The sequence below is a fragment of the Deinococcus peraridilitoris DSM 19664 genome (assembly GCF_000317835.1).
GTDB classification, from domain to species: domain Bacteria; phylum Deinococcota; class Deinococci; order Deinococcales; family Deinococcaceae; genus Deinococcus_A; species Deinococcus_A peraridilitoris.
This window is the reverse complement of the sequence record NC_019789.1, coordinates 59,733-77,479: the sequence shown is the minus strand read 5'-3', so window position 1 is coordinate 77,479 and position 17,747 is coordinate 59,733. Positions and strand designations below refer to the sequence as shown.

Sequence of the window (17,747 nt, the reverse complement as noted above, 5' to 3'; positions counted from 1 at the left end):
CTGAGCGAAAGCGAGCGACGTGAGACATACTCGAGGAACGGCGCGCACCCAAAGCGGCACATTCACTCCGCACCACTCCAGGAGGACGTATGAGTCACCAGGTCCCCGTCTCGCACCATGATGACCAAGACGAGCTCATTGCGCGCCTTGATCGGGGTGAAGTGCTCGAAACCCCACTCACGCGGCTGCGCGCGGCACGGTTCACGCCGCAGACCCTGATGTTCGTGCGCAGCAGCAACCCTTACCCACCTGGAAAGGACACCCTCGCCCCCGTACCCCTGACGGGCATCCTGCAGGTTGACGGCCTCGTCCGCGACACCTTTGAGTTACCCCTACCTGCAGATCGAATGCGTCACTCAATGTGCCGGGAATGGCCGGGCGTACTACACCAACGCGGGTGACATCGAAGGGTGCCAATGGGAAAAGGGGGCCGTCGCCAACAGCCTGTGGGGTGGGGTGCGCGTACAGCAGCTGCTGGAACGCGCCACGCCAATGCCGGGCGCGCATTACCTGACGGCCACCGGAATCGATGGACGAACACCGTATGAAAAGAGTATCCCGCTCTCCGACGTGCTCGAGCACGGCCTGCTGGCCTACACCCTGAACGGCGAACCACTGGGTGGCGTGCATGGTGGTCCTGTTCGCCTGCTGATGCCGGGCTTCTTCGCGACGGTCAACGTGAAATGGCTGCAGCGCCTGACCCTCACCGCGCACGAGACACACACGAAGCGCAGCAGAAACGCTACCGCGTCCCGGACGGCCATGGCGGGACGCGGCCCTGCTGGAAACAACCCATCAAAAGCATCATCTGGAGCCCCCTGGCAGGCCAGAGCCTTCACAGCGGAACGCTGGAAGTCGCCGGCTGCGCCTGGAATGACGGGGCAGCGCTGCTGGAGCGGGCGGACGTCAGGACGGACGGTGGACTGACGTGGTTGGAGGCGGATCTTGACCAGAGCTCATCATCTTTCGGGTGGAGACGCTGGCGTCTTGAACTGCAGCTTTCGCAGGGTGAGTACACCATCCTGGCGCGCAACGGACACAGCGGGTCGGACACAACCCATGATTGCTGACGTGAAATGCAACCTGGATGGGTACGAGTACAACGGTGTCGATCAGGTTCAAGTGACGGTTACTGACTCCTGAAAGTCCAAGTTGGCTCTCATGCCTTCGGCACGACTTCGAGCTAGGGACGGCGAGCTTTGCCCTCCACTGGTGAAATGCTGCTGACGGACAAGCTCCACTTTGTTGTGCAGTACTTTCGGTGTGATGTTCCGGGCGTGACGCTCGTGGGGACTTCGTTCAATGCCTGTTGCCAGCCGTTCAGCTTTCTGGGTGCAGGTGTTGGACATGGATGTCGGCACGCGTGAAATCCTCGGGCGGGAGGGCTTCTTCTGCAGCTCGACGCAGCAGCGCGAGTTGACCTGCGTGGGTCATAGCGTCTGACAGGGGCCCTTGCAGCAGGTGTTGCGCCTCACCCAGCGTCAGGTTGGTCTGCCGCTGCAAGATCCCATCCAGGGTGGCCAGCACCGAGGTAAAGCGCTGCGACTCCTGCGCCCAGGAAAGATCGTCCAGCGGGGTGTCAGGCCGATCCTCGATTACACGAAGAATGTAAATCAGCAGACCTGTCATGTGCCGCAGCATGGCGTCAGGTGTACGGACGCCGTGACCCAGCTCGAATGCTTCAAAACCGGCAGGTGCGTTATGAAGTGCTTTGCTGGTCCGGTACGCCAAGCAGGCGAGGTAACGACGCAGGAGTTGCTGCGTGTCCTTCAGGTGGTTTCAATGGGTGCTGCTGAAGCAGCGGTGACCTGCTGGCAGAAATTGTGGCAAAGTCAGCACCGGGCGTGGGGAGAGCTGGTGCTCACCGCTGAACCGGATGACAGGTTTCTCTTCGCGCTCGATGTGCCCACGATTTCGAGCTTGCTCCTACGGCTGTACCGCCGTCCGAGCATGATGATCTCTTCCGTTTCGTGCTCAGCCTGCTGGCTGACAGGGCGACGTGTTTTGCTCCACTGTCCGGTCCCAAGAGTTCACTCCAACACGAACGGGTGAAGGGCGCCCGCGTGACGACCCGCACGGAGAGGGAAAGGAGCGCCCCGCTCGACTGTTGGCCGCCAGCACGTATGCTCATCGAGACGTACCTGCGGTATGACTTGGGCCGCCGCTGAGAGTAGTGGGGCCGACTGAACTTCACGAGACACCACACTGGTGAGTCAGATTTTTACCATGAAACAGTTCGCGAGTTGGATCAGCGTGATTCCCTACGAGGAAGCCACCAGCAAGCTCAAAATCCTGTACGACCCCATCAGAGGCCCGGGGAATAATATCGACAACATCATGCTGGCGCACAGCCTGCGTCCTCACACCATGGAAGGGCACATGGCGCTCTACAAGAACGTCCTGCACTATCACGGCCACACCCCGCCGAAGTGGCTGCTGGAAGTGGTTGGGGTGTACGTGAGCCTGCTGAACGGCCGCGAGTACTGCGTGGAGCACCACCACGCCGGACTCACTCGCCTCCTCCGGGATGACGACCGCGCGCCATCCGTGAAGCCCTGGAGAACCAGACGCCAGACCAGGTGTTCGCCGGAAAGGAATTAGCCATTTTGCGCTACGCGAAGGCGCTTACAGAGTCACCCGCTTCGATGAAGCAGACTTCGCTGGCGGACATGCGGGCAGCCGGTGTGGACGACGGTGAAATCCTCGAGGTGAACCAGGTCGTCAGTTACTTTGCGTACGCGAATCGAACGGTGCTCGGTTTCGGCGTCACGACCCAGAGAGACATTCTTGGTCTTTCACCCGGTGACTCGGACGACCCGGACAACTGGAGTTACCAGTAAGCACTTCATAATCGGACTCGAGCACTGTAAATCCGTGTCCCTCAGCCGTTCGACGTCCACGGCTTTCGTCGGTGAATCCCAGCTGTGAATTCCAACTCGGGGCGGTACAACAAACCTGGTTTCAGGTCCTCCTCTGCGGGATACGAGCTTGCCGCTGCAGCGTCCTGATGAACAAAGAGGGGCCTCGGCGATAACAGCACGAGGCCTTCCTAGAGCGTTTGTCCGCTACATTGATGGAGAAAAGCACTCCATCAATTCCGCTCCCACCCGCTCCAGCACTGGGTTTACTCGCTCCGCTCGGTCAGAGACATTGATCAAAAACCGATCAATGTCTCTGACAACCGCTTTAAGCGGCGTCGATGTGACTACGACCCGGACGGATCCTTCGAGCCGTACACGTTCGTGACGTCCACTGCACGGGGACCGAGGTGCTCGCGGCGTTTGGCGTGGAGTGGCCTTTCACTCCACGGCATGTTACCCACAATCAGCTTCGGGACGTTCACGAACACGGTGGTTCCCGCGCGTCTCACCACGGCATCGAGGGGAATGAACATGTCCTTGTGCAGAATCACGCCGCGCGGCACGATTAGATGCGCTTCCGCGTCTTCTGTGGCCGCGATGATTTCCTGCACCGTACCGATCTCCCCGTGGTCCGAGCCCAGGACCGTATCACCCACCTGCACCGTGTTGGACGCACCTTCTGAGGGCGCCAGGGCCAGAAGGAACTCATCGACCTGCATGGTGACATTCCCGATGAGAGGGTAATTGACGTGTACCGCCGCTTCGTACGACGGCATGCTTTCCGAGCCGATGGCGTTCGTCAGGTAGGTCACGTCGTACCCCAACTCGGCCGCGTGTCGTCCGGTGCTTTCCACGCAGAGGTTGGCAGTCATCCCGGCGATGACGAGGTGCGTGATGCCCAGCCGCTCCAGGTGTTCAGGCAAGTCTGTACCGAACACGTCGTTGACTTTGTGGGGCTTGAGGATGATATCGCTCTGCTGGGGTTGCAGCTCAGGATGAAAGTCCGCACCCCAACTGCCCGCCAGGAACATCTTGTGTTCGAACATCACGCGGTTGATGGCGGTGAGGCGTTGCAGATTGTGCTCTGCGTAGTCCTCTTCTGTGAAGGCCATCGGTCCCAGCAGCACCGGCACACCATGCTCCCGCGCTCCCTGAATGGCCCGTTTGAGGTTTTCCACCACGCCCACCGTCTTCACGGTGGATTTGGTCATTTCCCAGGCCGCGCCACCCTCAGAAAGGAAGTCGTTGACGGGGTCGATGACGAGCAGGGCTGTCTGACCACGGGGGAAGCTGAGATCTCGCTGATTGCCGGGCTTGTAGTTCGATTCCGCAGTATTGAATCGGTCGGCTTCCTGTGTCATCTGTTCCTCCCGCGTGACGCGGCTTTGTTGAGTGTTGAACGGCCTGTTGCACCGGTGGTGTTGCTCAGGGAACTGTGCGGGTGATTTTCCAGACGACGCCCGTTTTGGGCGGGAACTCGTAGGGGGGTTTGCCGTCCTTGATGCGTGCCGGATTCACCCGCGCCACGCCGTAGTCCACGATGTACATCGCGCCGTCATTGAATTTCAGGTCAAAGGGCCGCTCCAGCCCCTGGCCCATGGCGCCCTGTCCCGAGGCCGGCCCGGGTTTGGCGTTGCGCGCGAAGGGTACGGCCCGCTTGGTGTTCGGGTCGATGCGGCTGATCTGGTACCCGGTGGGTTTGTCACGCAGCGGATTGGTGGCCGGGCTCAAGTCACCCCACTCGGCGACGAACAGCTGGTTGGCAAAGGGGCCCCAGTTGTCCGGTGAAAAGTGCAGCCCTGACGGCGACGAGTTCCATTCGTGCAGGCCCGCCACCAGATTTTTGTCGGGCGCTGAGAGCTTGCTCGCTTCGTGGTTGATCAAAAACTCCAGTTTGGGAGGCTGCATCACGCCGCCCTGCATGATCGGCGCGAGCTGCGAACCGGGCGGCGTGAACTTTGCGTCGGTGAGGGGTTCCAGGGCGGCCGAGAAGTCCGGCCAGCCGTACCAGGTACCCTGTTTCACGCGGTAGGTGGCGTCCCACTGGTCTTTCACACCACGCGAACCGCGAATGTCGAAGCCGTTCACGGCGACGAACATCTCGCCTTGCTTGTTCCACGCGAGGTCGATGGCGTTGCGCAGACCCGAAACAAAAGGCCGCAGGGTAGCTTCGGCGTTTTTGGGATCGAAAGTCAGAATGGAGCCGCCGCATTTGTTGGTGCCCTTGATGACCTGTCCGGCTTTTGTTTCGGTGCCGAACGGCACGAAGGCGCCGGTGAGGACGGTGTCGCTCTGATCGGGTGTGCGGAAGTCGGGGGTCATGAAGTTGCGTCCGGTGAGCACGATGTCCTGGCAGGGCCTCGCGTGCACCTGGGGGCTGCGCGCCACAAAGGGCCCCAGATCGATGCCGACCACGCCGGCGTTGGTCGCGGGGCCCACGGCGACGTACATTTTTTCGTCCGGGCCCACCTCGATGCCGTTGATCTGGTGTTCGGACTGACTGTCGACGATGCCTTTGAAGAGCTGGGTGACCTGTCCGTTCAGTGTGACGCGCGAGACCGCGCCCGTGCGGTCCTTGCCGTCACGGTGGGTGATGTAAAAGGCCCCGTCATGCCAGACCAGGCCCACCGCAGACGCGCCGATGCCTTTTTGCTGGAGATTGACCACTTCCACGGCCCGGCCATTGTCGATGCGCATGAGGCGCGCGGGAACGGGCTCTTCGACGAAGGCGCCCCCGGCTTCCAGCACGTACATCCGGCCCTGGTTGTCCCAGGCGACAGAGGTGGCGTAGGTCAGGCCACCCACGACTTTCTCGACCTTGTAGCCGGCGGGGACCTGAATGGTCGGGAAACTCTGCGCTCCCTGGCTGCCACCTGCTGACGCGGCCACGGCGCTCGCCATGATGAGGGTGTCCCACCGGAATCTGCGCATATGAACCTCCTTTGAGTGTTGCTGGTGCTTCAAGTGTGGGCTTGACGTTTCGCTTCTGGTTACTTCGTGACGCTTCCGTCAGCCGTGGACGCCTGAACTGGATTGGCCGGACGGGTCGGTCGTTCCTGAGGTGGGGCAAGCGCCGTGATCGTTTTACGCAGTTCAGGTTGAAGAACATGACAACCGGTTTGTGTCGTTCAGCCGACATCAGCCAAAGACGTGAACACTTCGTGAAGACAGGGGTGCTTTATGTTCCTGCACAGCCACCTGAATCAGGAGATGTCGAAATTGTCATCACCTGCGTATCCTCTTGTCATGACGCGGGCATAGTGGTGACCTGGCAGACGCGACATGACGTCGCCTCATCCGCCGGAGGAGAGACCAAGCCAGCTGACGGACCGGTCACGCTCATCAGCTGCTTGCCTCCCGGGTGCGGGTCAAGGTGAGGTTCATTCTTGAGCACTGCGCCATCTGGTCGTGTGCCTGGCACGCTTCACCCTCCGGGCTGCGTAGCCTGGCCGGAGATCAGAGGTGAGCATGAACAATCAGCCAGAAGTGACCGCTATCGCGCTGCCAAAACGACTTCGGCCTGTGATCTCAGCGGGCGGAACTGAACACCGAAGAACCCGTGGAGCCGCAGGTGGGATTTCGTGCACACTGCATGGATTGCCGTAACCATGGACCGGGGTACCGCTCTTCGCTAAGAACAGGGTGATGGCGTTCGGACGCGGTCTTCCCGTCGAACGCGCTTTGTTCTCAACTCCGGGTGTGGCGGGTCACGGCCAGCAGCTTCATGGGCTTTTGTCCTCGGATGTCTCATTCGGAGCGTTCGGTGGTTTCATCGTTCGTGCCGCGGCAGGGTTTTCCGGTCCCAGCCGTCACGATAGAGCAGATGCGCGAGGTGGACCGCTCTCCTCAACGGCGACGCGGTCCACCGCTCCTGCCGATGATGGAAACGCGGGTCGTTCGCTGGCAGAGTTGACGCTGCGAGAACTGGGCGAGTGCTTCGACCGTGTTTGCGTGCTGGTGCTGGCGGGAGGTGGAAGGAACGGAGGAGGGGGCCTCTGCGTGGCGCGTCATCTGCAGACCGGGTGAGTGAAGTGCTCGTGTGCTTCGCTGATCCTGAGCAACTGACGGACGCCACGCGGCAGCAACGCAGCATTTTCAGCCGTACTTGAGGGCGCGAGATCCGTATCCGTGACTTGAGCGCCTTGCTGCCGGTGCTGAGCGTGGACGCATTGATTGGGTATGGCCTGATGTCTTCACCGCGGCCGCTGATGGAGAAGCTGATCGAATGGATGAACGCCTGCGGTGTCCTTGGCCCTTCTTGAGGAGCGAACGCCTCGACTGATGACACACCAGGTGTAGTGATATGTCCGGTGGCCACCTCACCCTGGCCTGGCCTAACACCAGTTAGGCAGTGACACTGACGAGTGCGCTGTACCTCGCGGACTTTGGCATCCCAGAGTAGGTGCACCGCTCGCTGGGCTTACCTTACCGGAATCCGTTTGGTCGACCATTCTGGCTACCGTTGCAGAAGAACGGGGCTTGGATGGAAGAGTCAGCGGCTTCGTGAGCAGCACGGCTTCCGAAGCGAAAGATGCGCTGACGGCAGAGTGTGCCCTGGCGGCCAGACGTCACGCTGGAACAACAGCTGCGTTGTGGTTGGTTATGTATCGATGCGCGGACGAAACCTGCCTTCACGGCGAACGCTGAGGGTTTCACTTGAATGCTTCGAGTTCCAGCTCCTCGACGAGCTGCTGGAGCCCGATAACATTGACTTGGTAGTGTCCGCGGGTGCCTTTGACGAGTTGACGCTTGCGCCACAAGCTCAGTGCGTGCGTAGCGCTGACACGGTTGGTACCGGCGAGGCTGGCGAGTTCGTCGTGACGCAGTTCCACCTGCAGCTGGTACGTGCCGTTCTCCGTGGGCGTACCGAGACGCTGGGCGAGTTCGATCATGACATGAGCCAGCCTCGCCTGCACGGGCTGGCTCATGACGCCGAGTTTCGTTTCGAGCTCTGCATTGCGGTGCGCGAGCGCGGCCGCGAAGGCGAGGGCGGCACTGGGAACTTCACGGACGACGGTCATGAACTGCTCACGGCTGATCGGGCAGATCAGTGCTCGCTCGCTGACTACCAGGGCGTCCGCAGCGCAACTTTCGGCCTGCGTGAGGAAGTTCTCGCCGAAGAAGTCATCCGGACCGCAGACGTGCATGACGCGCTCGCTCCCCAACCAGCTGGGGGTGGAAAGTTTCACGTGTCCTTCGATCAGCACGTAGAGGTACGCGGCGGCATCACCTTGGCGAAAGACGTGCTCACCACGGCGGTAGGGCCGGTGGGGACAGATGGCGCCGACGGCGTGAAGTTCAGTTTCGGTGAGCTGCTCACTCCAGCGAGCGCCCTTCACGGCCCAGGCTCGCACGGGCGGCGGGTCTGCCGGACGGAGGCCCAGCAGGCTGAGCAGGTGGTGGTTGAGGTGTCGCATACGCTCCTGAGTCAGGGTTTGAGGAAATGATCGAAGTACAGCGTCAGAAAGTTCTCCAGTGGTGCATGGTTGCGGCTGGTTTTCATACGCATCAGCGCGCCCTGCCAGGCGTCGAGCAGTGACGCAGCGAGTGCGGAGGCATCAACGTCACGTGTGATGTCGCCGCGTTCCTGACCGTCGAGCAGGCACTGGATGACGAGCTGCTGCTGTGCCTGCAGGGCTTCGCTGCAGGCGTGAGCCAGCGTGTCACTGACGCCACCCATCTCCTGGCTGAAGTGACCGAGCAGACAGCCTCCGTCCTGTTCGAGTTGCGGGCCCAGCGTTCCGAACAGCACCTTCAGCCGTGTCCGCGGCGACAGCGTTTCATCACTCAGATGTGCCTTGAAAACCGTCAGTGCTGCGGCGTTGTAGTGCTGCAACAGCTCCCGGGCAAAATCCTCCTTGCTGCTGAAGTAATGGTAGAAGGAACCTTTCGGTACGCCGGCAGCAGCAAGGACGTCGTTGATCCCGGTGTCGTGATACCCGCGGTTGCGGGCCAGCTGCAAACCGGCCTGAAGGATGTGCTGGTGTGTTTCTCGTCGGGCCATGAAGTCCTCCTGGAGTAGACCAGTTTACTTGATCAGATAATCCTGATGATGACAACCCAGAGATGACAGTTTGACCCGTGACCAGTGCGGTGGAGTCGATCGAACCAGCTCTTTCCCAGGAGCGGTGAGGCACGCAGGGGCGCACCTGTCAGGCAAGGAAAGCGTCATAGACCCGTGTCGTGTGTTTTACACAAGGCCCAAGGGAGGAATGACAAGCTGACCGCCAGATCAGCACATCACCACGCGGCCTGCTTGCCGGCCGTCAGGAGGTTCATATGAAACGATACGCCTTGACCTTGACGCTCACTGGTACCCTCTCGCTCGCCTTGGCAGCACCGCAGACCTTCAAGATCCTCTCCGAGAACGAAGCGCAGAACGTACTGATTGTCGAGAACGAAACGGCGGTGGAGAACTTCACCGGACGGACCAACAAACTCAGCGGAACCCTCAGCTTTGATCCCCAGGCGAAGAGCGGCAGCGGTTCAGTACTGATCGACGCCAGCAGCATCGACACGGGCCTCACCCTGCGCAACGAGCACATGCGCGGCAAAGACTGGTTCAACTTCGATGCCCGCCCGGAAGTCAAATTCACGACGACGAGCGTCCGTCACCTGGAAGGCGACCGGTACCGCGTGCAGGGCAGCGTCACCATGAACGGCGTGACCCGGCCTGTCACGGCGGACGCCACTGTACGCTACACTCCCGCAAACGAGGCCACCAGGGCGGTTGGAGCCAAAGGAGACGTGGTCGCGGTGGTCGCGAAATTCAATGTCAAACTCAGCGATTACGGCGTCAGGAATGCGGCCGTCAACGTGGGACGTGTCAATGACGTCGTCCCGCTCACGGTGAAATTCATCGCCAGCAACAAATAAGGCATGCGCAGATTTCTGCCTCGCTTCGGGTTCGTCATGATGATGACCGCGCTGATACTCGCTGTCAGTATCCTCGTCGGTGCGGTGTTCACCACCCGAGGTGCGCAGCTCGTACAGCGTGTTGAGCCCGGCACGACCGGGAGCGCGTCGCTGTTCGGAGATTCTGGGCAGGGTACCCTGATCGGTTCGCCGCAGCTGCTGATCATCCGTGACGAGCAGGCGTTTCTGCCCGGACGTGGTCCGGCTGGGTCTCGGCTGGTGAGCGAGCAATACCTGCGAGAACACCAGCTTTACCCTTTGCAGGCGAAAACCGTGGGTTTCATTCGAGATCTGCTGTTGCTGGGGACCTTGGGCCTTTTTGTGCTGGGTGCAGCCTTGTGGTGGCCACGGCGAAAAGTCGCGGTGGCCAGAGCAGGCATAAGGTGAGATCGCCTGCCTGATAGTCGCTCCCCAGGTAGGCGACGCCGCGGCGGCCACTCCATGTCCTGCGCATGTCGTATGCGCGACACAAGACCACCCGCTCCTCAGGCAGGCTGCAGATCAGGTGTTCATGGAACGGACCGACCCACATTCAAGTCGACTGGTCTACTTCAAAACCCTCGAGAAGCCTGACAGCCCCGAAAGCCCACCTCCCAAACCGAAAAGGAGCACGACATGCCACGCATCAGCCCCATCAACCCGGAAACGGCCAGCCCTGAACTTCAGCAGACCCTCTACACCGTCAAAAGCAAAATGGGCGGAAAACTCCCCAACCTCGTCACCACCTTCGCGCAATCGCCCGCGGCGCTCAACGGCTACCTCGGCTTCGGGAACGGCGTGCAGAGCGGAACTCTCAGCCCTCAACTGCGTGAACAGATCGCCCTGGTCGTCGCGCAGGCGAACGGTTGCGATTACTGCCTCGCCGCGCACAGCATGCTGGGAAAAATGCGTGGGCTTGACGACCAGAACGTCCGGCAAGCCCGTCAGGGTCAAGCCAGTGACCCGAAAGTTCAGGCGGCCCTGGGTTTCGCCCAGGCCATCGTCGAGCAACGTGGGCGCGTCACCAACATGGATCTTCAGGCAATCCGTGACGCCGGTTATAACGACGAAGAGATCGTCGAGATAACGGTGAATGTCGCCTACAACATCCTCACCAACTACCTCAACAATGTCGCCGACACCGACATCGACTTCCCGCACGCCCCGCCACTCAGCAGCGCCGCCGATTGAGCCCTTCCATGAGGAGCCTGAAGTCATTCGAGGAAAGCGAGCCCTTGAGAAAGGACGATCAGGCGGGAATGGAATGTTGGCGCGTTTTTGGAGCAACCTCTCGCAGCAGCCAGATGAAATCAACATCAGCCTTCACTGATCCCCGCCAGGCGTTAGCCACATCCCTGACTCCCTGAGCAGCGAGCCTCCAGCCGCTGACCCGGAGCGTCCACACTCAGGAGCAACATGCGTGCAATTCATGAATACGACGTGGTGATCATCGGCGGAGGACCGGCCGGATTGACGGCGGCGATCTACACCGGACGGGGCAGCCTGAGCACCCTGATCCTCGAAAAAGGCCAGCCGGGCGGGCAGATCGCCCAGACCGAAGAAGTCGAGAACTACCCGGGCTTCCCGGATCCCATCAGCGGCATGGAACTGTCCCAGCGCATGGTGCAGCAGGCCGAGAAGTTCGGCGCCACCCTGGAGATGGACGAGGTGGAGGGTATCGAGCGCTCCGCCCAGGGCTTTGTGATCAAAGGCTACGAAGCGAACTACACGGCCCGCGCGGTGATCATCGCCACGGGGGCCAATCCCAAACGGCTGGGCATTCCCGGAGAGGAACTCTACTGGGGGCGGGGGGTCAGCACCTGCGCCACCTGCGACGGCTTCTTCTACCGGAGCAAACAGGTGGTGGTAATCGGTGGGGGAGACGCCGCCATCGAAGAAGGCCTCTTTCTGACCAAGTTCGCCGACACCGTGACGGTCATTCACCGCCGTGACACCCTGCGGGCCAACAAGGTGGCGCAGGCGCGGGCCTTTTCCAATCCCAAGATGAAGTTCGTCTGGGACAGTGCCGTGGAGGAAGTGCTGGGTGACCAGGCGGTCACCGGGGTGAGGGTGCGCAACCTCAAGAGCGGTGAAGTGCAGGAGATGGCCACGGACGGGGTATTCGTGTTCATCGGTCATGAGCCGAACACCGGTTTTCTGGGTGAGCTGGTGAAACTGCGTGATGACGGGTATGTGGAGGTCAACGACGAGATCTTCACCTCGGTGCCGGGGGTCTTCGCGGCCGGGGACGTCAGTGACTACTCCTACCGCCAGCTCGCCACCAGCGTCGGTGCCGGAACCCGCGCCGCCATGAGCGCCGAGCGCATGCTTGCCCACCTGGAAGTTCAAGAAGTGGCAACACGAGAAGAGCAAGAGCAAGACGAGGTCACCTTATGAGCGTTACACCCACTGTGCTGTCCGACGATACCTTCAACGACACCACCGCCAACGGCCTGACGCTGGTGGATTTCTGGGCGCCCTGGTGCGGACCCTGCCGCACCGTCGGGCCGATCGTCGAGCAACTCGCCGGGGAGTACGCCGGACGCGTGCAGGTCGCCAAGATCAACGTGGACGAAAACCCACGGATGGCCGCCGAGTTCGGCATCCAGGGCATCCCGACACTGCTGCTGCTGAAAGACGGCCAGCCGGTTGACGCTGTGATCGGCGCTCATCCCAAGCGCGCGATCGCCCAGATGCTCGACCAGCACCTCGGTGCCTCCCCTCAAGGCTGAACACCACACCAGAGCAACGGAAAGGAAAGCGTGAGCAAGCCTTATCACCTTCAGCTTCCCCAGGTTACCCTCGAAAACGCCGAACCCGAAGCGCGCGAAGTGCTCGAGCGCGCCAAGCGACAGGTCGGGCGGCTGCCCAACATGTACCTCTTGATGGCCAACCACCCTGGGCTGCTCGAAACCTACCTGAACGGCTACGACCACTTGCGCAAGTCCTCACGCCTGAACCCGGTCGAGCAGGAAGTCGTCTTTCTGACACTCAGCCGCGAAAATAGCTGCGAGTACTGCACCAGTGTGCACAGTTTCATCGCCGACCAGATGTCCAAGGTTCCCACGGAGGTCACCGACGCCATTCGTGACGGCCGGCCCATCCCGGACGCCCGGCTCGAGGCGCTGCGCACCTTCGTGCGGGTCATGCACGACACGCGTGGCCGACCGGACCAGGCGGCTGCCCAGGCCTTTTTCGACGCCGGGTACAGTGAGCAGCATATCCTCGACGTGATCCTGGCGATTGCCGTGAAGACCATCAGCAACTACGCCAACCATGTCTTTAACACCCCGCTCGACGAGGCGTTCAGTTCGCGCGAGTGGCGTGGTGAGCCCGTTACCTGAGCTGGCTGGAGAGACACAGCGCATCCCTTCAGTCAGGATGAATACAATGTGAAGCCCTTCACGTGCGATGGACGTGAAGGGCTTCATACGGCGAGGCCAGAGGGGCAGTTCCCGGTGTCCCTGCTTGGTGGTCCGAGAGAGCGGTGCCTGTGAGTGGTTCCCGAACAGGTCATTGCGGACCATCCGCCATCTTTCGTGCGCGGGAAGCGGATCGATCGGAAGGACGCTGCGGACCTGACGATACAGGTCGTGACTTGCCAGCGCCAGTCGAGCAGGTCAAGCCAGCTGGAGTTCTCCGCATGCGCGTGATTCGGCTGCGTCATGCCGTTACCCGACGACGCTTCCTTCCGGTGAGCTGTCTTCCCTGACAGCAGGGTGAGCTGCTGTGTGCTTTTGCCCCGCAGGATCCGGTCGGCCCTGACGTGAGTATCCTGACGCTTTCAGAGGGCAGGAGGCGGTTTGTTCGAGGCGCCAAATGTATGTACCCTTTGGGCTCTGATCGTTTCCCGTCTCGTCGTGCTCGTGACTCGCCCGTCTGCCAGAGAGGAGAGCCCTGAACGCGGAGTGCCAAGATACGTTCGCCAGAAATCCGCATTCATGGCGCTTCAGCTTACATCTTCCCTTGAGTGTTCCACCATTTCGTCGTGGACTTGACACGTCCAGGCATCCGTACCCCGTAGCCTGAATGAAGATCAGAGGTCAGCATGAACAACCAGCCAGCAACGAACATGATCAGGTCACGCGAAGGCGAGCTTCAGGGCGCGCTGCCAGACCTTCAGATTCGTGACCTGGGTCTGCTCAGCGACCGCCGCACCAGCGCGCTCGTCACGCCTTTGGGTGAAATCGTCTGGTATTGCCCGGCGCGTTTTGATGCACCGTCACTCTTCGCGCGATTGCTGGATGAGCAGCGCGGCGGCTCATGGCGCATTGATTTGCCGCACAGCGTGCCCGCCGGACGCCGGTACCTGTCGGACAGCGCCATCCTCGAGTCTCGCCTGCAAGTGAGCGACGATGAGTTGGTCATCACGGACTTCCTGCCATTCGGTGAGGGGATTCCACGTGGCCTGTGCCGCGTGTTCTCTCGAGCTCCCCGTCCCTACCAGCTGCTCTTGCACGCCGCTCCCGATTACGCACGGCGCAGCGCGGTGCTGATGCGGGAAGGAAACGCCGTGCGGGTGGACGCGTGTGTCTGGCTGTACGCCTCGCATCCGCTGCAGCTTGAAGGTCAAGCGGTCGTGCTCTGCGTGCCCCAGGATGAACCGGCTTGGGCATTTTTGAGTGACCAGCGGTTGGAGCACGTCGATTGGGAGCTGGTGAGCCGGTGGAAGGCCCACACCCTCGAAGCTTGGGAGGGCGTGACGACGCACGCCACGTATCATGGCCCGTACGAAGAAGCAGTGCGCGCGTCCCTGCGGGCACTGCGGATGCTCACGCACCATGACAGTGGTGGCACGATTGCCGCGCCGCCACCAGCCTTCCCGAAGTGCCGGGCGGGACGCTCAACTGGGATTACCGGTACGTGTGGCTGCGGGACGCAGCGATGGTGGTCGGCGCCTTGACGCGCGTTGGTGGAGAAGGCACGGAAGGACGCGCGTTCCTGAATTTCATCTGCGGGTACGCGCCCCGCGAGAATGGCTTGCCCCTCGTGCCGTTTTTGTCTCTGGACGGGCAGGATCCTCCCGTAGAAGAGGAGCTCGACCTGGCAGGCTTCCTGAACAGCCGCCCGGTGCGGATTGGAAATGGCGCGCGTGGTCAGCTGCAGCTTGACGCGTACGGCAACGTGCTGCTCGCAGCGAAACTGATCTACCAGCGCTTCGGCACACGGGAGCATTGGCCGGTGGTGGAGCGCCTCGCAGATTTCCTCAGCCGGCACTGGCAGGAGGATGATTACGGCATTTGGGAAGAACGAAGCAAGCAGCCGTACGTGGCCGGGAAAGTCCTGGCAGCTTGCGCGCTGGAGTACCTCAGCGAGTACTCGAACACCGCGGAGCAGCGTGACGGCTCGCTGGGCGCGGCGGGTGAGATCCGCGCCTGGGTGCGCAAGCATGGCTTGACCCGTGAAGGAGCGTACGCGTACATGGCGGGAAGCGAGGGCGTGGACGTGACGGCAGCCTTGTTTCCCGTTTGGGGGTACTGCGAGCCGGACGCTCCGGAGTTGCTCGTGACGATGCAGGTCCTGGAGCGTGACTCCTGTCAGGGCCATCTGTACTGGCGTCATCTGAACGGCGAGCAGGCACGCAGGGAAGGCGCTTTCCTGGCGGGAACGTTCTGGGTTGCGCAGTACTGGGTGATGCGTGATGTGGGCAAAGCCCAGGAGATCATGGACGCTGCACTGCGTTACGCCAGCGACCTGGGTCTGCTTGCCGAAGAGGCAGACCCGACGTCGTGTGAGCCGCTCGGAAACTACCCGCAGACCTTCGTGCACGCCGCGTTGATCGGCGCGGCAATCGACTTGCGTGCCGCCCTGCAGCAAGAACAGGATGATCATAAGCAGCCGACATGAAAAAGCGCGTCTGGCCTTCACGGAGCACAGGCCCCACTCCAGCATCCCGCTACGGCGAGCTCAGCAAGGGCAAATCCTTGAAGTTCAGGCAGACTGGTACCTCCGCTGACGTCACGCACCTGAACTCATCATGCAAGGTCACATGAACCTGGCAGCCCGGTCCGCGGAACGACGCTTGGCCCGCGATGGGCTGAGGCTGGTCTTGCGGGCTTCCGCGTCAAAGCAACGGACGCGAGGCCACCTCCCGAGCCTGCTGGGTGACTTGACCGGTCGCGTGACGCCGCCGCATGACCCGATGCTGCGTTGCTCATGACTGCCAGCATCACGAGCGAAGTTGACGAGCACTTCGGTGACGACGACAAGCAGGGATGCGTCCGGGCTTCAGCCGCCAGGCTTTCCGTGCTCCGATCGGGGCCAGTGCCGCCGCACTCACTCCGGCAAGGACTGCCTGGGCTTGAGGGGGTGACGACACGATCGGAAACACGGACCCCCGCTGCACCGTAGCGTCCACCGTGCCACCGCACAATTCCGGGTAGCAGACGGACTCGCCATACCGAGCGGACACCCGACAACCCTCCATGGCGCCGGTGCAGCAATACTGTGCACCTACAGCGGGATCTGTCCCGCACACCTCGCGAGGTGTGCGCGAGGGCAGCCCCACCGCGTGTCTTTGTGACCTCCAGGCCCAGGGGTTCTTTGTGGCTGGTGTGTTCTCTGTACGACACCAGGTTCGCTGGGTGTGAGATACAACCACAACTAAGGCTTCCACTAGGGGAGCCCGAAGAGCTCCGCCAGCAAGCTGACACGCTCCGCTTCCTGCCGGCCACGAGCCTGCCGCGCAGGAGGAGAATCTGAGCAGAGACAGAGGAGGAGTGATGCAAAGACTGATCGTAATGTACCCCCACCCGGATGATCCCGCTGCATTCATGGATGACGACCAGAAACAACACCTTCCACTGGCCGCGAAGATGCCGGGCATCCTCGGAGTCAGCTACGGGCAGGTCAGCCCGGTCGGACCTGCCCCGGCGCCTTATTTCCTGATTGCTGAAATTGACTTCAGCGATGAGGACGCACTCCAGGCTGCCCTGCCGTCCGAAGCGGGCGCTCAGACTGCCGCGGACATTCCTCACTTTCCCCCGAAAGGGGCGACCTTGCTGCACTACCCGGTATAACGTGCGACGCGCGTTGCAAGGTTGTGGTGAAGCTGGTCGTGAAGTGGTGTCGCGTGAGGGCTGTCATGGCCTGAGACCTCAGGGCGCTTCTCCCGGAAAGACGCAACACCCTGTTGGTCGCTGCGGATGACTGAGCCGGATCACGCGCTCGTCTGGCCATTCGAAACGGAGGAGCGCGTACCGGTACCGGCCGTCACGGCTGAGCAGATGCGTGAGGTGGACCGTGTCACCCTGCAGGAGCAAAGCCCCTCGCTCCTGCAGATGATGGAAAACGCGGGCCGTTCACTGGCAGAGGTGACGCTGGGAGAACTGGGTGACCGTTTCGCTGACGCTTCCGTGCTGGTGCTGGCAGGCGGTGGCGGGAACGGCGGAGGAGGCATTTGCGCAGCACGCCACCTGACCGTCCGGGTGCGGGAGGTCCTGCTGTGCATCGCCGATCCTGCCAGGCTGACGGGTGCGGCACACCGGCAACATTAAATGTTTGCGCGCACCTCGGGACGCGAAGTGCGAGCCCCTGACCTTGCTGCCCTGCAGCCGACGCTGATCCTGGATGCCTTGATCGGTTATGGCCTGACGACTTCACCGCGAGGTGTCGTGGAGACGATGATCGACTGGGCGAATGCCTGTGATGCGCCCACGGTGTCACTCGACCTTCCATCAGGAGCGAACGCCACGACTGGCACCACTCCAGGAGCAGTGATTCGTCCTGCCGTGACCCTCACCCTGGCCTTACCGAAAACCGGGCTGGCTGTCGTTCCGACGGGCGTGCTGTTCCTGGCGGACCTGGGAATACCACCGCAGGTGTACAAAGAGGCGATCGGCGTCCCCATCCGCTCTCCGTTCGGCCGGCGCTTCTGGGTGCGGTTACGGCCGCTGCCCCTGAAGCGCGCGTGAAACGACCTGCGTTTACCTGACCGCTCCTGGAGATGCACTCGCGCGGGTATCTGAAGTCCACTTTGGTGGTCAGGGTGAC

Annotated in this window: 20 protein-coding genes and 1 pseudogene; 16 read left to right on the top strand and 5 right to left on the bottom strand. The window is 61.7% G+C overall.

From position 1 onward, the window contains the following. Positions 1-89: 89 nt before the first annotated feature. The 3 genes from DEIPE_RS24555 to DEIPE_RS25590 are packed head-to-tail and all read left to right on the top strand — an operon-like array spanning position 90 to position 1,070. Positions 90-401, top strand: coding sequence for a hypothetical protein (locus DEIPE_RS24555; protein ID WP_052326826.1), 312 nt, complete (start codon positions 90-92; stop codon positions 399-401). Further along, positions 322-927, top strand: coding sequence for a molybdopterin-dependent oxidoreductase (locus DEIPE_RS22615; RefSeq protein ID WP_169316625.1), 606 nt, complete (start codon positions 322-324; stop codon positions 925-927). Before DEIPE_RS24555 ends, DEIPE_RS22615 begins: the two co-directional genes overlap by 80 nt. Next, complete coding sequence (locus DEIPE_RS25590) at positions 819-1,070, top strand: molybdopterin-binding protein (RefSeq protein ID WP_425387769.1); 252 nt, start codon at positions 819-821, stop codon at positions 1,068-1,070. The genes DEIPE_RS22615 and DEIPE_RS25590 overlap by 109 nt, the downstream gene beginning before the upstream one ends. 250 nt (positions 1,071-1,320) lie before the next feature. Here DEIPE_RS25590 and DEIPE_RS19080 read toward each other — a convergent pair whose 3' ends face one another. After that, on the bottom strand, positions 1,321-1,629 hold the full coding sequence (locus DEIPE_RS19080) for a hypothetical protein (RefSeq protein WP_245557673.1): 309 nt from the start codon (positions 1,627-1,629) through the stop codon (positions 1,321-1,323). Positions 1,630-2,226: 597 nt separating this feature from the next. Here DEIPE_RS19080 and DEIPE_RS25585 point away from each other — a divergent pair. Beyond that, positions 2,227-2,601: a carboxymuconolactone decarboxylase family protein gene (locus tag DEIPE_RS25585; RefSeq protein ID WP_425387759.1), complete on the top strand. Its 375-nt coding sequence runs from the start codon at positions 2,227-2,229 to the stop codon at positions 2,599-2,601. 44 nt (positions 2,602-2,645) lie between these two features. Beyond that, positions 2,646-2,840, top strand: a complete 195-nt coding sequence (locus DEIPE_RS25580; protein ID WP_425387758.1) for a hypothetical protein — start codon at positions 2,646-2,648, stop codon at positions 2,838-2,840. Between the two features lie 365 nt (positions 2,841-3,205). On the opposite strand, the gene DEIPE_RS22610 is transcribed toward DEIPE_RS25580, so the two are convergent. Next, positions 3,206-4,222 carry a cysteine hydrolase family protein gene (locus tag DEIPE_RS22610; RefSeq protein WP_015231224.1) on the bottom strand — a complete coding sequence of 339 codons (1,017 nt, stop codon included), beginning with the start codon at positions 4,220-4,222 and terminating at the stop codon, positions 3,206-3,208. 64 nt (positions 4,223-4,286) lie between these two features. After that, a complete protein-coding gene (locus tag DEIPE_RS19065) occupies positions 4,287-5,792 on the bottom strand; it encodes a PQQ-dependent sugar dehydrogenase (protein ID WP_015231223.1) in 1,506 nt (501 codons plus the stop codon). A gap of 714 nt (positions 5,793-6,506) precedes the next feature. On the opposite strand from DEIPE_RS19065, the gene DEIPE_RS25575 reads away from it, so the two are divergent. Further along, complete coding sequence (locus DEIPE_RS25575) at positions 6,507-6,887, top strand: NAD(P)H-hydrate epimerase (RefSeq protein WP_083865897.1); 381 nt, start codon at positions 6,507-6,509, stop codon at positions 6,885-6,887. A gap of 626 nt (positions 6,888-7,513) precedes the next feature. Here DEIPE_RS25575 and DEIPE_RS19060 read toward each other — a convergent pair. Further along, positions 7,514-8,278 (bottom strand): Crp/Fnr family transcriptional regulator, encoded by a 765-nt coding sequence (locus DEIPE_RS19060; protein WP_015231222.1) that lies wholly within the window; start codon positions 8,276-8,278, stop codon positions 7,514-7,516. Positions 8,279-8,289: 11 nt separating this feature from the next. Further along, on the bottom strand, positions 8,290-8,865 hold the full coding sequence (locus DEIPE_RS19055) for a TetR/AcrR family transcriptional regulator (protein WP_015231221.1): 576 nt from the start codon (positions 8,863-8,865) through the stop codon (positions 8,290-8,292). A 275-nt stretch (positions 8,866-9,140) separates the two neighbouring features. Here DEIPE_RS19055 and DEIPE_RS19050 point away from each other — a divergent pair, with 275 nt between their 5' ends. The 10 genes and pseudogenes from DEIPE_RS19050 (at position 9,141) to DEIPE_RS25090 (ending at position 17,668) form a co-directional block, all read left to right on the top strand. After that, positions 9,141-9,737 carry a YceI family protein gene (locus tag DEIPE_RS19050; protein WP_015231220.1) on the top strand — a complete coding sequence of 199 codons (597 nt, stop codon included), beginning with the start codon at positions 9,141-9,143 and terminating at the stop codon, positions 9,735-9,737. A 3-nt stretch (positions 9,738-9,740) separates the two neighbouring features. Next, positions 9,741-10,163, top strand: a complete 423-nt coding sequence (locus tag DEIPE_RS19045) for a hypothetical protein (RefSeq protein WP_015231219.1) — start codon at positions 9,741-9,743, stop codon at positions 10,161-10,163. 228 nt (positions 10,164-10,391) lie between these two features. Further along, positions 10,392-10,946, top strand: coding sequence for a carboxymuconolactone decarboxylase family protein (locus DEIPE_RS19040; protein ID WP_015231218.1), 555 nt, complete (start codon positions 10,392-10,394; stop codon positions 10,944-10,946). Positions 10,947-11,171: 225 nt separating this feature from the next. Then, positions 11,172-12,152 (top strand): thioredoxin-disulfide reductase, encoded by a 981-nt coding sequence (gene trxB / locus DEIPE_RS19035; RefSeq protein WP_015231217.1) that lies wholly within the window; start codon positions 11,172-11,174, stop codon positions 12,150-12,152. Then, on the top strand, positions 12,149-12,487 hold the full coding sequence (trxA, locus tag DEIPE_RS19030) for a thioredoxin (protein ID WP_015231216.1): 339 nt from the start codon (positions 12,149-12,151) through the stop codon (positions 12,485-12,487). The genes trxB and trxA overlap by 4 nt, the downstream gene beginning before the upstream one ends. Before the next feature lie 30 nt (positions 12,488-12,517). Then, complete coding sequence (locus DEIPE_RS19025; RefSeq protein ID WP_015231215.1) at positions 12,518-13,099, top strand: carboxymuconolactone decarboxylase family protein; 582 nt, start codon at positions 12,518-12,520, stop codon at positions 13,097-13,099. A 704-nt stretch (positions 13,100-13,803) separates the two neighbouring features. Then, positions 13,804-14,658: a trehalase-like domain-containing protein gene (locus tag DEIPE_RS25100; protein ID WP_245557672.1), complete on the top strand. Its 855-nt coding sequence runs from the start codon at positions 13,804-13,806 to the stop codon at positions 14,656-14,658. Beyond that, positions 14,583-15,602, top strand: a complete 1,020-nt coding sequence (locus tag DEIPE_RS25095; protein WP_245557671.1) for a glycoside hydrolase family 15 protein — start codon at positions 14,583-14,585, stop codon at positions 15,600-15,602. The genes DEIPE_RS25100 and DEIPE_RS25095 overlap by 76 nt, the downstream gene beginning before the upstream one ends. A gap of 875 nt (positions 15,603-16,477) precedes the next feature. Further along, positions 16,478-16,774, top strand: a complete 297-nt coding sequence (locus tag DEIPE_RS19015; protein ID WP_015231214.1) for an EthD family reductase — start codon at positions 16,478-16,480, stop codon at positions 16,772-16,774. Between the two features lie 126 nt (positions 16,775-16,900). Continuing rightward, positions 16,901-17,668 (top strand): annotated as a pseudogene (locus tag DEIPE_RS25090) (NAD(P)H-hydrate epimerase). Positions 17,669-17,747 lie beyond the last annotated feature (79 nt).

What these genes read in the sequence shown, in the direction of transcription:
- DEIPE_RS24555 (WP_052326826.1), top strand. Translation starts at nt 90, where the DNA reads ATGAGTCACCAGGTCCCCGTCTCGCACCATGATGACCAAGACGAGCTC.
- DEIPE_RS22610 (WP_015231224.1), bottom strand. Translation starts at nt 4,222, where the DNA reads ATGACACAGGAAGCCGACCGATTCAATACTGCGGAATCGAACTACAAG.
- DEIPE_RS25580 (WP_425387758.1), top strand. Translation starts at nt 2,646, where the DNA reads ATGAAGCAGACTTCGCTGGCGGACATGCGGGCAGCCGGTGTGGACGAC.
- DEIPE_RS19060 (WP_015231222.1), bottom strand. Translation starts at nt 8,278, where the DNA reads ATGCGACACCTCAACCACCACCTGCTCAGCCTGCTGGGCCTCCGTCCG.
- DEIPE_RS19055 (WP_015231221.1), bottom strand. Translation starts at nt 8,865, where the DNA reads ATGGCCCGACGAGAAACACACCAGCACATCCTTCAGGCCGGTTTGCAG.
- DEIPE_RS19065 (WP_015231223.1), bottom strand. Translation starts at nt 5,792, where the DNA reads ATGCGCAGATTCCGGTGGGACACCCTCATCATGGCGAGCGCCGTGGCC.
- DEIPE_RS25100 (WP_245557672.1), top strand. Translation starts at nt 13,804, where the DNA reads ATGAACAACCAGCCAGCAACGAACATGATCAGGTCACGCGAAGGCGAG.
- DEIPE_RS19080 (WP_245557673.1), bottom strand. Translation starts at nt 1,629, where the DNA reads ATGACAGGTCTGCTGATTTACATTCTTCGTGTAATCGAGGATCGGCCT.
- DEIPE_RS19015 (WP_015231214.1), top strand. Translation starts at nt 16,478, where the DNA reads ATGCAAAGACTGATCGTAATGTACCCCCACCCGGATGATCCCGCTGCA.
- DEIPE_RS19045 (WP_015231219.1), top strand. Translation starts at nt 9,741, where the DNA reads ATGCGCAGATTTCTGCCTCGCTTCGGGTTCGTCATGATGATGACCGCG.
- DEIPE_RS25585 (WP_425387759.1), top strand. Translation starts at nt 2,227, where the DNA reads ATGAAACAGTTCGCGAGTTGGATCAGCGTGATTCCCTACGAGGAAGCC.
- DEIPE_RS25575 (WP_083865897.1), top strand. Translation starts at nt 6,507, where the DNA reads ATGGCGTTCGGACGCGGTCTTCCCGTCGAACGCGCTTTGTTCTCAACT.
- DEIPE_RS19040 (WP_015231218.1), top strand. Translation starts at nt 10,392, where the DNA reads ATGCCACGCATCAGCCCCATCAACCCGGAAACGGCCAGCCCTGAACTT.
- DEIPE_RS19050 (WP_015231220.1), top strand. Translation starts at nt 9,141, where the DNA reads ATGAAACGATACGCCTTGACCTTGACGCTCACTGGTACCCTCTCGCTC.
- trxB (WP_015231217.1), top strand. Translation starts at nt 11,172, where the DNA reads ATGCGTGCAATTCATGAATACGACGTGGTGATCATCGGCGGAGGACCG.
- trxA (WP_015231216.1), top strand. Translation starts at nt 12,149, where the DNA reads ATGAGCGTTACACCCACTGTGCTGTCCGACGATACCTTCAACGACACC.